Genomic DNA, 13,878 nt, shown 5'->3' with positions numbered 1-13,878 from the left:
CATACACCCGAAGATCATCCGCCAGGTACAAGAACAACGACTTCAAGCGGCATAAGCCTTGACGGAGTACTGATGGTTTTTGCGAACTTTACTTGACACTAACTGCCAGAAAGCCTTTAATAGCGAAATCAAAGTTACACTTATACTCTCTTCCTTTATGAGCGTCAGCGAAGTTATAAATTCTGATAGTAAAATAAAAGCGTCTCCTATGTCATAGACACAGAGACGCTGGCTCACGCGGTTCCACTCTGCTTAGGATTAAAAACAATCCTCAGCTTTAATCAAATAACGGCTGATAAACCGCTCTTACCTACTGCGATTTCAATAAGAGACTCAGAGGTGCATTTCAAAACGGTATTCCTGAATTACTCTCAGCCCTGTAATTCTCTCTGTAAAGAAAATCCCGCTTTTACTTCTCCCCATCAACGTGATGCTATATGATTGATTGTTTTATTTTAAAACGTTGTCTAATCGCTCAAGAATCGTTTCTTTCCCTAAAAGGGCAATGGATTTTGGCAACTCTGGTCCGTGGGTCACGCCAGTTGTGGCTACACGGATAGGCATGAAGAGATTTTTCCCCTTCTGTCCTGTTGCTTTCTGGGTTTCTTTAATCTTAGCCTTAATCGTCGCCTCTTCCCAATCCTCTACTTCCGATAATAACTGGCGGAAGGTGGCTAGTACCTCGGGAACATGTTCTCCACTAAGAATGTCGGTCGCTTCTTCATTATAATTAATTTGCTTAACAAAAAACAACTCTGTCAACTCAACAATTTCCGCACCATATTGGAGCTGCTCTTTATAAAGGGCAATTAAGTCCTCTGCCCAAGCGCGTTGCTTGGCATCCATATTCTTTGGAAGCTTTCCTGCCTTAATAAGATGGGGCAACGCCAACTCCACAACTCTCTCCAGGCTTGCTTTTTTAATATATTGATTGTTCACCCATGCCAATTTCTTCGTATCAAAAAGAGCAGGCGAGGTGCTCAAGCGCTCTGGATCAAATATCTTTATAAAGGTCTCACGATCAAATAATTCTTCCTCGCCTTTAGGAGACCATCCTAATAGCGTGATAAAGTTAAACAGCGCCTCAGGAAGGTAGCCTAATTCATCATATTGTGACATAAATTGGACGACCGATTCATCACGCTTGCTTAGCTTCTTACGGTTTTCACCAACAATCAACGTCATGTGAGCAAATACAGGGACTTCCCAACCAAAGCTTTCATAAATCATCATCTGCTTTGGTGTATTAGATATATGCTCTTCACCACGCAAAACGTGACTAATCTCCATCAAATGATCATCAATAGCGACTGCGAAATTATACGTGGGTATGCCATTTTTTTTCACGATGACAAAGTCACCAATACCATCCGAATCAAAAGAAACATTACCTTTCACGATATCATTAAAGGTATAGGCCTTTCCTTGTGGGACTCTGAAGCGTAAGCTCGGTTTCCGACCTTCTGCTTCAAATTGCTTTTGTTCAGCTTCCGTAAGGTGCCGACACCGTCCGGAATACTTAGGGGCCTCTCCTCTTGCTAACTGTTCTTCACGGCTTTTTTCAAGCTCTTCCTCTGTGCAGTAACATTTATAAGCAAGGTTTCTATCCAGTAATTCTTTCCAGTATTTCTCATATATATCTAAACGCTCAGTTTGTTTATAAGGACCGTAATCTCCACCAACATCAACGCTTTCGTCCCAATCAAGCCCGAGCCATTTCAAATACTTAAGCTGGCTTTGTTCGCCGCCTTCAACGTTTCTCTTGATATCCGTATCTTCTACACGAATGATAAAGTCTCCGTTAAAATGACGAGCAAACAAATAGTTAAATAGAGCCGTTCGCGCGTTCCCAATATGTAAATGTCCCGTTGGACTTGGCGCATAACGTACTCTTACTTTCTTATCCAATGTATTCCACCGACCTTCCTAATATCTTATACATTTTATCACGTGCGTATCTCTTAGACAATCAAACACACAGCTTGGGCAGCAATACCTTCTTCACGACCAACAAAACCTAATTTCTCTGTGGTTGTTGCTTTAATATTAATCTGATGAATTTCCGCTTCCAATAGCGTTGCAACAACTTGCCTCATATCCGCTATATATGGGGCCATTTTGGGGCGTTGTGCCATAATGACCGCATCCACATTACCAAGCTGGTAACCCTTTTTACGGACCAAATCCCAAACAGCCTTAAGTAATTCCTTTGAATCAGCATCTTTAAAAGCTGGGTCTGTATCAGGAAAATGATGTCCGATATCCCCTTCACCAATCGCACCTAACAACGCATCACTGATCGCATGAAGTAAAACATCTGCGTCAGAATGCCCTACCAATCCTTTTGTATGAGGGATCGTCACACCACCTACAATTAATGGGCGTCCTTCTTGAAATTCATGTACATCAAATCCTTGTCCAATTCGCACGTTAGCTTTCTCTCCCTATCATAAAGTGTTCTGCAATGATCAAATCTTCTGGCGTAGTGACTTTGATATTTCTGTAATCGCTTTTGACAATACGCACGGGTTGACCAAGCCATTCTACCAAAGATGCATCATCCGTAGCCTTATAATTTAAGCGATCCGCTTTATCATGGGCTTCGCGAATCAATGATAATCGGAAGCCTTGAGGCGTTTGAGCCGCCCAAAGCTGCTCACGATCCACCGTTTCTACAACTTTATTATTATATGCCCTTTTAATCGTATCCTTCAATGGGACTGCCAGTAACGCCGCACCCGCTTGTTCCGCTTGTTCCACTACATGATGAATAAGCGCTTCAGTCACAAGCGGACGTGCACCGTCATGGATTAAGATGACTGTTTCTTCTTTTATGACCTTTAACCCATTATGCACACTTTCTTGGCGATCAGCCCCCCCAGCTATAAGCGTCTGTACCTTATTTAATTTTTTTTCCTCAATAATAGTATAAAACTGCTCAAACTCCTCTGGCTTAGCTGCCAAAACCACACTCGAGCACCACGGGTCCTCTTGAAATAATTTTAAAGTATGTGTAATTAATGGTTCGCCGTTTAACTGTAAAAAGAGCTTGTTACCTTCTGCACCCATCCTTGTCCCACTGCCAGCCGCAGGGATCACAACACTATATTCAGCCACATCTCTTCCCTCAATCTTTTTAAAGGTCTATGTTAGTTTCTTTAGTCGAATAAAAAGATGACAGCCACTTCGAAAAGGACTCCCATCTTTATCATTTTCTCTATTTATTTTAACAAAAAGCTACAAAGCTTGCTCTAAAAGTTTCGGTTTAGCAAAAATCATTCGGCCTGCCGAGGTTTGTAGAACACTCGTCACAATGACATCAATTGTTTTGCCGATTTGTGTGCGTCCATCTTCGACAACAATCATCGTCCCATCATCTAAGTAGCCAATCCCTTGGTTATGCTCTTTACCATCCTTAATCACTTGAACTTTAAGCTCCTCACCCGGAAGGACAATCGGCTTCACTGCATTGGCAAGGTCATTAATATTTAAGACATCCACACCTTGAAGCTCACAGACTTTGTTTAAATTAAAGTCGTTAGTCACAACAACACCCGAGACGAGCTTTGCTAGTTGGACAAGCTTACTGTCCACTTCTGCGATATCTTCAAAATTCCCTTCGTAAATCTCTACTTTAATCGAAAGCTCTTTTTGAATTTTATTTAATATATCTAAACCACGCCGTCCCCGGTTTCTTTTCAAAACGTCGGATGAATCAGCAATGTGTTGTAATTCTTCTAATACGAATCTCGGAATGACTAGGATCCCTTCCAAAAAACCAGTTTGACAAATGTCAGCAATCCGCCCATCAATAATGACACTTGTATCTAGAATTTTAAGCTTCTTAAAGGTCCCTTCATCATCGTTATCCTTTTTCTTATCCTTACTCCGTGACGAAATCGGAAATAGATTAATGAGTTCATCTCTCTTTTTAAAACCAATTTGAAAGCCGAAGTATCCCAAAAAGAGATAGATAAAAATAGGGATTACAGTGTTAATTGCAACAAGATTAAAGTTATTCAATGCCCCCTGTACAAGAAACGCTACTATAAGTCCGAAAACCAACCCAAACGTTCCAAATAAAACATCTGTTACAGGTGCCTTAATGACCTTCTCCTCAAAAACCTTAATTGCATTAACCAATGAGTCTACAAACAATTGAGTGAGTAAGAAGAAAATAACCGCTCCTACCACTGCACCCACATAAGGACTGGTGAGCCAATCCAAGTTTTCTCCAACATTTAAAAGTTCAAGTAATTTGTGTATATAAACATAACCTAAAGTTCCACCAATAATGATGAAAAATAATTGAATCATTCGTTTCATCATTTTCTGTCACCTCCTTTTAATCATTATAGACAGATTCCCAAATTTGAAACTTATTAACGCCAATTTCACAAAATTTTTATAGAAAAAGAATATAAGCTTGATAGGCTTGAAATGCATTCAGATATTCTAAGCCCAAAGCAAAGGGTCTTCTTTAAATTTCGTCTTCAACTGAAAAATTATCGGGTTCAAACAATGACATAAAAGGTACTTTTTATTCAATTTTAAACGATCACAACGAATTGTCCATAGTAAATATTAACTATTAAGAATACGATAAATCGCCAACAAATGTCAACAATTAAACGACTCTTTCGACAAAAAGCTGCCGCTGGATGCGCTCCAAGCCCTCTTTCACATTTTGAGCACGCTTCGTCCCTATTCCTTCTACCTCATCCAGCTCTTTTATAGTGGCCTTCATAATTTGATCTAATGAGCTGAAATGGCTGATCAAATTATCCATAATAGAATGAGGCAATCTAGGAATACGACTTAAAACCCTGTAACCTCTAGGAAAGATGATGTTTTCCGTTAAATTGTCATTGGGCTGATAACCGAAGATGCGTGCGACGACACTTTCGTTTAACAAATCGTTACTATTAAGATTACGTAATTCATCTAAAATAGGTTTCGGATCAATTTCAATGGAACGGGCGTAATCCTTTACAAGAAGCAATGCCTCTTCCTCAACATTGGCGACCAATTCCTTTAACTGCATATCGATCAAACGCCCTTCCGTACCGAGCTCGTAAACATAGTGAGCGATTTCATCTCTAATCTTCAATACCATTGAAATGCGATGAATGATTTGGCAGATTTCCTGAAATGTCACTAATTCTTCAAACTCTAGCGCTCCGAGATTAACCAGTCCCTTATCCATGGATAACCGATATTTTTCTAAAGTTTGCATCGCTTGATTCGCCTTGGTTAAAATCACACCAATATCTCTAAGAGAATAACGGATATTCCCCTTATATAAAGTGACAACACTGCGCCGTTGTGAAACAGAAATGATCAATTTCCCCGTCTGTTTGGCTACCCTTTCAGCGGTGCGATGACGTATGCCTGTTTCAGATGATGGGATTCCAGACTCAGGGACCAGCTGTGTATTGGCATATAAAATTTGTTTGACATCTTCACTAAGTATAATCGCCCCGTCCATTTTAGCTAGTTCATATAGATTAGCCGGCGTGAAAGGACAATGGATAGAAAAGCCCCCCTCGACAAGTCCCTTAACCTTTTCATCAAACCCAATGACAATCAGGCCACCTGTCCCGGCTCGCAACACATTATCTATACCTTCGCGTAAGCGTGTTCCTGGGGCAATATAATTAAGAATGTGATTGATAATGTCTCGTTTTTGTTGGTTCACGCGATGTGCCTCCTAACACTGTTTCCATCGCTTCTTTAACCGTGGCAACGCCAACAACCTCAATCCCTTTTGGGAACGTCCACCCGCTGATATTCTGCTGCGGAATAACGGCTCTTGTAAAGCCCATCTTTTGCGCCTCAATAACACGCTGTTCAATCCTTGACACTCGACGGACCTCTCCCGTTAAACCCACCTCTCCAATCACAACATCTGTAGGTGGCGTGGGTTGATCCCTAAAACTGGATGCAATACTTAGAGCAACGGCAAGATCGATAGCCGGTTCATCTAAGCGAACACCTCCTGCAACATTGACATAAGCATCATGATTTTGCAGGAGTAGACCCACACGCTTTTCTAAGACAGCCATTAACAATGAAATCCGATTATGATCAATACCCGTTGCCATCCTTCTCGGATTCCCAAAACTTGTTGGTGTCACTAGTGCCTGGATTTCAACAAGCACGGTACGCGTTCCTTCTAAAGAGGCTACCACCGCTGAGCCGGCGGCACCTTCTGTTCGTTCCTGAAGAAAGATTTCTGAAGGATTAACCACTTCTGTTAATCCCATCTCTTTCATTTCAAAAACTCCTATTTCATTTGTTGACCCAAAGCGGTTTTTCACAGCACGCAGAATGCGATAGGTATGATGGCGTTCCCCTTCAAAATAAAGCACTGCATCAACCATGTGCTCTAACATACGCGGCCCTGCAATGGCACCATCCTTCGTCACATGACCAATAACAAATGTTGCAATACCCTTGGTCTTGGCAATGCGCATCAAAAGACCTGTACATTCCCTCACCTGTGAGACACTCCCTGGTGCAGAAGCAATCTCACGATTAAAAATTGTTTGGATGGAATCAATGATGAGGAAATCAGGATTCAAGTCCTCAAGACGACTCTCTACTTCATGTATATCCGTTTCAGCAAGAACATATAAATTGTCCGATTGAATTCCTAGTCGTTCTGCTCTCATCTTTGTCTGTTTTACAGATTCCTCACCCGATACATAGAGAACGGTAGCGCCAGCAGCAGCTAACTGATCAGAGGTTTGCAGCAAAATTGTAGATTTACCTATCCCAGGGTCTCCACCTACTAAAATAAGGGAACCTGGCACAACTCCACCACCTAGAACACGGTTAAACTCGGCCATCCTTGTTTGGATTCTCCGCTCACTTGACCGCTCAATCTGATTGATTTGCAGCGGCTTATTCTTCGTCCGACTGACTGGCACGCTTCCTTTATGGTGATCGGTTTTATGTACCTTTTCCTCAACCATGGTATTCCACTGTTGACACCCTGGGCATTTTCCCATCCACTTGGGGCTTTCATAGCCGCATTCTTGGCAGAAAAAAACGGTCTTTGTCTTCGCCATGACATCTACTCCTTAAAACCTTTAAAATAAAACGATAAGTGCAGGAAAGGCCAGGAAATCCTGGCCTTTTTATCCTTTTAATATAAATGGACCTCTCAACTTCCGCTCACACTATCAGTGCATACATTAAGCAGGTGAAAGTCTTTTTTATGATTCTACCTGTGCATTCTCGTTATCTAATACAACAAATTGATTATCTTTATAATCAATGGTGACATGATCGCCTTTTTGAACATTACCTTTCAATAATTCTTCTGAAAGCTTATCTTCAATGCGCCGTTGAATTGCCCGTTTTAATGGTCGCGCACCATATTCGGGATCATATCCTTCGTCGGCAATCTGGCTAATAGCCGCTTCAGTGATATCAACAGCAATACCATGCTGCTCAATACGTGCTTTTAATTCATTAACAAGCAGCTTAACGATCTGTGACAAATGCTCCTTAGCTAATTCATGGAATACAATGATTTCATCAATACGGTTCAAGAATTCTGGGCGGAAGGTCCGCTTCAATTCTTCAAGCACCTTTGATTTCATATCATTATAGCCTGAGCTTTCATCAACGGTAAAACCAACATGTTTGTTTTTCTTCAAGGTTTCAGCACCGACATTAGATGTCATAATAATCGCTGTGTTTCTGAAGTCAACCGTACGTCCTTTTGAATCCGTCAAACGGCCATCATCCAACACTTGTAAAAGGATATTAAATACGTCTGGATGTGCTTTCTCAATTTCATCTAACAAAATAACCGAATAAGGCTTCTGACGCACCTTTTCTGTCAGTTGCCCCCCTTCATCATGACCGACATATCCGGGAGGTGAACCAACAAGTCGAGACGTCGTATGCTTTTCCATGTACTCTGACATATCAATGCGAATAATCGCATCCTCATCACCGAATAAGGTTTCTGCTACAGCACGAGCAAGCTCGGTTTTACCAACACCTGTTGGCCCTAAGAAGATAAACGATCCAATCGGACGCTTTGGATCCTTTAGTCCTGCACGTGCTCGGCGAACCGCCTGGGAAACCGCCTTTACCGCCTCATCTTGCCCAATCACACGATTGTGCAGAATGTCCTCCATTCGCAGTAAGCGTGAGCTTTCTTCCTCTTCTAATTTGGAAACAGGAATACCTGTCCAGTTCCCTACGACAATGGCGATGTCCTCAGGGGTCACCTCTGTATTTTCTTGACCTTGCTTCTGCTTCCATTCTTGTTGTGTTTGGTCAAGCTGTTCCTTCAATTTTTGCTCTGAATCGCGCAATGAAGCAGCTTTTTCGAACTCCTGACTTTGAACCGCTGCATCCTTTTCCTTTTTAACCTCTTCTAGCTTTTGCTCAAGCTCTTTTAAATTTGGTGGAGCAGTATAAGATCTAAGGCGGACCTTCGAAGCCGCTTCATCAATAAGATCAATGGCCTTATCAGGTAAAAAGCGATCAGAAATATAACGATCGGACAATTGAACAGCGGCTTCAATCGCTTCATCCGTAATTTTCACACGGTGATGTGCTTCATAGCGATCGCGCAGACCTTTTAGGATTTGAGTGGACTCATCAGCCGTTGGTTCATTAACCTTAATAGGCTGGAATCGACGCTCAAGTGCTGCATCCTTCTCAATATACTTCCGATACTCATCCAATGTTGTGGCTCCAATGCATTGGAGCTCACCACGAGCAAGTGATGGCTTAAGGATATTAGAAGCATCAATGGCCCCTTCTGCTCCACCCGCGCCAATCAAAGTGTGCAGTTCGTCAATGAATAGAATAATATTGCCTGCTTGGCGAATTTCATCCATTACTTTTTTTAACCGATCTTCAAATTCACCACGATACTTTGTACCAGCGACCACCGTTCCCATATCCAAAGTCATCACACGCTTATCACGGAGAATCTCAGGAACTTCATTATTGACCACTTGCTGTGCTAATCCCTCCGCAATGGCTGTTTTACCAACACCTGGTTCACCAATAAGAACAGGATTATTTTTCGTTCTCCGACTTAAAACCTCGATGACACGTTCAATTTCCTTGCTGCGGCCAATGACCGGATCCAATCCACCTTCCTTAGCTTGGGCAGTAAGGTCACGCGCTAAGCTATCGAGAGTTGGGGTGTTAGCGCCTGAACCGCCACGTCCAGACTGTGAAGTAGAGGATTCATGGCTACCAAGTAATTGTAAAACCTGTTGTCTTGCCTTATTCAAACTGACGCCTAAATTATTGAGGACTCGAGCCGCTACACCTTCACCTTCGCGGATAAGACCTAATAAAATATGCTCTGTTCCTACATATGAATGTCCAATTTTACGGGCTTCATCCATAGAAAGCTCAATAACCCTTTTGGCTCTTGGGGTATAATGAGGAGGCTGTTGCGTATCGCTTCCTTTTCCAATTAAGCTTTCAACCTCTTTTTGGATCTTTTCAGGATTGAGATTAAGTGCTTTTAATGCTTTTGCAGCAATGCCTTCTCCCTCACGAACAAGCCCTAATAAAATGTGTTCTGTTCCCACATTGTTATGTCCTAAACGCATTGCTTCTTCTTGAGCGAGTGCTAATACCTTTTGTGCACGTTCAGTAAATCTTCCAAACATCATACTCATCGACCTCCTTAGTCTCTTGGTTCATCTTGGTTCTGCTCTAATTGTATTCTTTCCCGAATTAAAGTCGCACGGCGTACGTCCCTCTCATCCGGTGTTAAAGATTCTTTAAAGTAATGTTGCAAAAAGCCTGGCTGAGTTAAAACCATTAATTCATTAAGTATTGTTCTTGGAAGCCCTGAAATAATACCTAAGTCGATACCTAGACGGACATCAGATAAACATTTCGCAGCCTCTTTCGAATGGATGATGCGGCTGTGTGCAAGGACACCATAAGACCGATATATTCTATCTTCTAGTTGAATCTTTGACATCTTCAAAAGATCGCGCCTTGCAACTTTTTCTTGTTGAATCAGCTGCATGACAACCCCTCTTAGATCTTCAACAATGTCTTCTTCAGATTTACCTAACGTAATCTGATTGGAAATTTGAAAAACATTGCCGAGTGCCTCGCTACCCTCACCATAAATACCGCGGACAACTAAACCGAATTGGTTGATCGCTGGTGCAATGCGATTCATTCTTTGGGTTATCATTAGCGCAGGGAGGTGGACCATCACAGAGGCCCGAAGCCCCGTGCCAACATTGGTTGGACAGCTTGTTAAATATCCTCGTTTTTCATCAAAAGCATAGTCAAATTTACTCTCAATCCAATCATCAATACCATTAGCCAAAGTGAGAGCTTCATTTAATTGAAAGCCAGGGAATAAGCATTGAATTCTTAGATGATCTTCTTCGTTAACCATGATGCTTACCGATTCACTTTCATTAATCAGAACTGCGCTATCTCCTGATTCTTTATCCAAATTCGGACTGATCAGATGCTTTTCGACTAATACGCGCTTTTCAATCGATTGCAGTTCATTCATTTGCAACCATTCGAACGTGCCGAGCGAGTGATAGCTTTCATCCTCCAGCTTTTCTTTTATAAAATATAAGGCTTTTTGAGCTTGTTCTTTTGAGGCTATGACTGGAAACGCAAACTCACTGAGATTACGTGCCAAGCGAATGCGACTGCTTAAAACAATATCTGCGTCAGGCCCATCTGCCTGCATCCATGGACTAACAGCATGATTAATAAAATGTTGTAAAGACATTATTGGTCACCCCCTCGTTCTAATTCACGAATGAGATCCCTCGTTTTTGCTGCTTCCTCAAACTCTTCTTTCTCAACAAGTTCCTGCAAGCGATCTTTAAGATCTAATATCTTCCTACGAGCACTAATATCTTTTCCCATCCGACGAGGAATTTTTCCAATATGTGCAGTATTGCCACTATGCACTTTTCGTAAAATGGGATTTAATTTTTCATCAAAGGTTTTGTAGCACTCATCACAACCAAATTTTCCAATTCTCGTGAATTCATTATACGTTAGGCCACACTTCGGACATTGTAAGGGATCATGTTCATGGCTCCCACCATTCGCTTCCATAGGCTGTTCAAAATTAAGTAGCCCTGATAATAAGTTGTGTATGGAAAACGCATTGGATCCCGCCATAATCTCTCCTTTTTCTCGTGCACATTCTTCACATAAATGAACTTCTGTTTTGTGTCCATTAATGATTTTAGTAAAGTGCAAAGTCGCTGGTCTGATGTGGCATTCTTGGCATTCCATAAAGCAAGGCTCCTTTCCTTGGAATACTCTCTTCTTATTTTTTATATCTTAGAGCATGCAACATCGCCCTTAAGATATTAGCTCTTACCTCATCCCTAAGCGGTATAGATAAATCAAGAACAGAACGATCAATAGCACTCATCATTAACTTGGCTTCCCGTTTCGTAATGAGCCCTTCTTCAAAAAGTCGAATGATAATCGCTTGAGACCTGGATTGCGTAATCCGATCATCGATAAATTCAACCATCTGATCAATAAGTTCCATCTCGTTAATCGGCGTGACTTTAACGATCCGAATATATCCGCCTCCGCCCCGCTTACTTTCAACAACATAGCCCCGTTCTATTGAAAAACGTGTTTTTAAAACATAATTTATTTGAGATGGGACGCACTGAAATTTATCTGCAAGCTCACTTCTCTTAATTTCGATTTCGCCATAATTTCCGATGATTTTTTTTATGTGCTCTTCTATGATGTCAGAGATATTTCTCATGCTCACGCCCCCTCCGTTTTTGACTTTGACTATCTTTGACAATTATTATAAAACAAATAACAAGCTGATGCCAAGTATTATCACTTATATTATTATTCTTTTTTTACGACATTGTTCACAGTTTTTTCGTCTATAATGTAAGACTTATCAAACCCCTTAAGCCTTCATCCATTTCATCAGAAGAAACACCCTTTTGGCTACCCAATTTTCCTCGTTAGATCATTTATATTATTGAATGTTCCCCCATCTTAAGATAACTTAAACCACAAACGAAAAATTTCAGGTGACTTTTTAATAAAATGACTAATGACTAGCCCAACCTCTGGATGAATGACTCAATCAACCCGCTGCTTTTTGCATTATTTTATGCACGATTAACTTCTTATAGAATTTCCATTTCTGGAGTGAAATATGTTTATGCTAACGCTTAAAGAATCTAGAGCCTGCTTGCAAGAAACACCTAATGAGTATGGCCATGAATGATTAAACAGTGTACACGAGAAAATCTCCACAGCCTCCACTTCATGCCTTCGAGTCCCGTGCCCTTGATTCCTTTACTGCTTTGTTCATGAAAAAATTTGAGGCGGGTTTTGTTCAATTCGTCCTCCTTTTTTGTTACGTTCAAATTGTGATTGAGAAACTGCTCCCCCTAGTTTGTTCTCTATTTGTTAAATTGAATGTTTTTTGTAAAAATAGCCTGCTCTTTTGTTAACATGTCCCTACCAACCATTTATTATCTTAAAAACAGCATATGTTACTTTGTTACCCGTCATTTGTTACGTTTTAGCTCCTATTCGGAAATACGACCTCATTACTTTTAATTATCATTTAAACTACAGCGATCTAGAGTGGAAAGCACCATCAGCCACTGCAAATATGATACTTTTGTATGAAAACAAACGTATGTCATCTAGTAGAATCTATATCGTCTTGTCAATACTAAACGAGGAAATACACGCTTATCAAAAGTTTCATGGTAGATGGTGGCGACGCGCATGCGAAGCCATAGTGGTTTCTTAAAATATAAGAAAAATCAGTGGAAAAACAGGCCCATTCCTTGTAAGATCCTGTATGGAAGATACTTCATTACAACGTCAAGTGAATTGGAGAGTAAGGAGCGAGAGATTTAGAACACTCTAAAATCGTATATTCCCGAATCTCTGCTGACTCATGATGTAATAGGAGAGTCCTGCGGAAAGTAGGAGATCGGTGAGGTCAGGCAGAGCGAGGAGGCTTTCCACTCACCCTGTGGAAAGCGAGTACCTTCCATTGCAAGAGTACCCAAACCTCCCTTGTGCATAATAAAAATAAGTAAAGGAAACTTTTTTTCAGTGGCTTCAACAAGAGTGAGCGTGACTTCACGAGTAGATGCTGAGTTATACCAAAGAAGCCTACTCCGAAGCATGCCTAGGCGCAGGAACAGGGGATTTTTAGTTGCCACTAAGGACGACTTGACTTATCGTTAAGCAGGTGATAAAAGTCAAACATTCTAACGTTATAAAAAAACACAGCCATTTCTGACTGTGTTTTCCATTTGGATGGCAGTTTCCCCTACTCACAAGATGAAGCCCCTAATTACAGTCGGACGCCCATCCTTTACAGCCCTTCCTATTAACTTCCCACTTCTCTGAACTACAGATCTCTTCGTTATCTTTATACATCCAAGTCACATGTAAGAGCAATTTATTCATTGCATAGCTAGCGCTTTAAACAAAATAAAGAGAGATTCAGGACAAGTTTTTTGTTATTTTGAGGGGGGCTTTTGTTAAAATGGTCATACCTCTTATTTTGAGGGTAGGNTCCCTGTGATTTGTTCTCTATTTGTTAAGTTGGATGTTTTTTTGTTTTGTTAACCTTTCCTTACCATTTGTTATCTTAAAAACGGCATATGTTGCTTGTCCTCTTCACTTGTTACGCTTTAACCCCTATTCAGACACACAACCTCGTTATTTTAATTATCATTTAAACTGCTGTAGTCTGGAACGGAAAACAACATCATCAAAAAAAACACAGCCATTTCTGACTGTGTTTTTTAGTGCCCGGCAGCGTCCTACTCTCACAGGGGGAAGCCCCCAATTACCATCGGCGCAGAAGAGCTTAACGGC

The 13,878-nt window shown here is 41.1% G+C and carries 10 protein-coding genes and 1 other annotated feature; all 10 genes read right to left on the bottom strand.

What is annotated here, in order from left to right; genetic code table 11:
* Positions 1-218: 218 nt before the first annotated feature.
* Positions 219-435: a binding site (T-box leader), on the bottom strand.
* Positions 436-450: 15 nt separating this feature from the next.
* Positions 451-1,908, bottom strand: coding sequence for a glutamate--tRNA ligase (gltX, locus tag IEW82_RS19575; RefSeq protein ID WP_188699015.1), 1,458 nt, complete (start codon positions 1,906-1,908; stop codon positions 451-453).
* Between the two features lie 53 nt (positions 1,909-1,961).
* Positions 1,962-2,429 (bottom strand): 2-C-methyl-D-erythritol 2,4-cyclodiphosphate synthase, encoded by a 468-nt coding sequence (ispF, locus tag IEW82_RS19570; RefSeq protein ID WP_188699013.1) that lies wholly within the window; start codon positions 2,427-2,429, stop codon positions 1,962-1,964.
* Between the two features lies 1 nt (position 2,430).
* Positions 2,431-3,117, bottom strand: a complete 687-nt coding sequence (gene ispD / locus IEW82_RS19565) for a 2-C-methyl-D-erythritol 4-phosphate cytidylyltransferase (protein WP_188699011.1) — start codon at positions 3,115-3,117, stop codon at positions 2,431-2,433.
* Positions 3,118-3,237: 120 nt separating this feature from the next.
* Complete coding sequence (locus IEW82_RS19560; RefSeq protein WP_188699009.1) at positions 3,238-4,329, bottom strand: PIN/TRAM domain-containing protein; 1,092 nt, start codon at positions 4,327-4,329, stop codon at positions 3,238-3,240.
* Positions 4,330-4,627: 298 nt separating this feature from the next.
* Positions 4,628-5,698, bottom strand: coding sequence for a DNA integrity scanning diadenylate cyclase DisA (gene disA, locus IEW82_RS19555; protein ID WP_188699007.1), 1,071 nt, complete (start codon positions 5,696-5,698; stop codon positions 4,628-4,630).
* On the bottom strand, positions 5,658-7,073 hold the full coding sequence (gene radA, locus IEW82_RS19550; RefSeq protein ID WP_188699006.1) for a DNA repair protein RadA: 1,416 nt from the start codon (positions 7,071-7,073) through the stop codon (positions 5,658-5,660). The genes disA and radA overlap by 41 nt, the downstream gene beginning before the upstream one ends.
* A gap of 147 nt (positions 7,074-7,220) precedes the next feature.
* Complete coding sequence (clpC, locus tag IEW82_RS19545) at positions 7,221-9,662, bottom strand: ATP-dependent protease ATP-binding subunit ClpC (protein ID WP_229672825.1); 2,442 nt, start codon at positions 9,660-9,662, stop codon at positions 7,221-7,223.
* 14 nt (positions 9,663-9,676) lie between these two features.
* A complete protein-coding gene (gene mcsB / locus IEW82_RS19540) occupies positions 9,677-10,762 on the bottom strand; it encodes a protein-arginine kinase McsB (RefSeq protein WP_188699004.1) in 1,086 nt (361 codons plus the stop codon).
* Positions 10,762-11,280, bottom strand: a complete 519-nt coding sequence (mcsA, locus tag IEW82_RS19535) for a protein-arginine kinase activator protein McsA (RefSeq protein WP_188699002.1) — start codon at positions 11,278-11,280, stop codon at positions 10,762-10,764. The genes mcsB and mcsA overlap by 1 nt, the downstream gene beginning before the upstream one ends.
* Positions 11,281-11,314: 34 nt before the next feature.
* Positions 11,315-11,773, bottom strand: a complete 459-nt coding sequence (locus IEW82_RS19530) for a CtsR family transcriptional regulator (protein WP_188699001.1) — start codon at positions 11,771-11,773, stop codon at positions 11,315-11,317.
* Between the last annotated feature and the right edge of the window lie 2,105 nt (positions 11,774-13,878).

The sequence above is a fragment of the Pullulanibacillus camelliae genome (assembly GCF_014642655.1).
Lineage (GTDB): Bacteria > Bacillota > Bacilli > Bacillales > Sporolactobacillaceae > Pullulanibacillus > Pullulanibacillus camelliae.
Note: the sequence above shows the minus strand (reverse complement) of the source record. Positions and strands in the feature narration are given on the sequence as shown.

Bases quoted from the DNA above. Each gene is read 5' to 3' on its own strand.
- mcsB (WP_188699004.1), bottom strand. From the start codon at position 10,762: ATGTCTTTACAACATTTTATTAATCATGCTGTTAGTCCATGGATGCAG.
- mcsA (WP_188699002.1), bottom strand. From the start codon at position 11,280: ATGGAATGCCAAGAATGCCACATCAGACCAGCGACTTTGCACTTTACT.
- IEW82_RS19560 (WP_188699009.1), bottom strand. From the start codon at position 4,329: ATGATGAAACGAATGATTCAATTATTTTTCATCATTATTGGTGGAACT.
- IEW82_RS19530 (WP_188699001.1), bottom strand. From the start codon at position 11,773: ATGAGAAATATCTCTGACATCATAGAAGAGCACATAAAAAAAATCATC.
- radA (WP_188699006.1), bottom strand. From the start codon at position 7,073: ATGGCGAAGACAAAGACCGTTTTTTTCTGCCAAGAATGCGGCTATGAA.
- clpC (WP_229672825.1), bottom strand. From the start codon at position 9,662: ATGATGTTTGGAAGATTTACTGAACGTGCACAAAAGGTATTAGCACTC.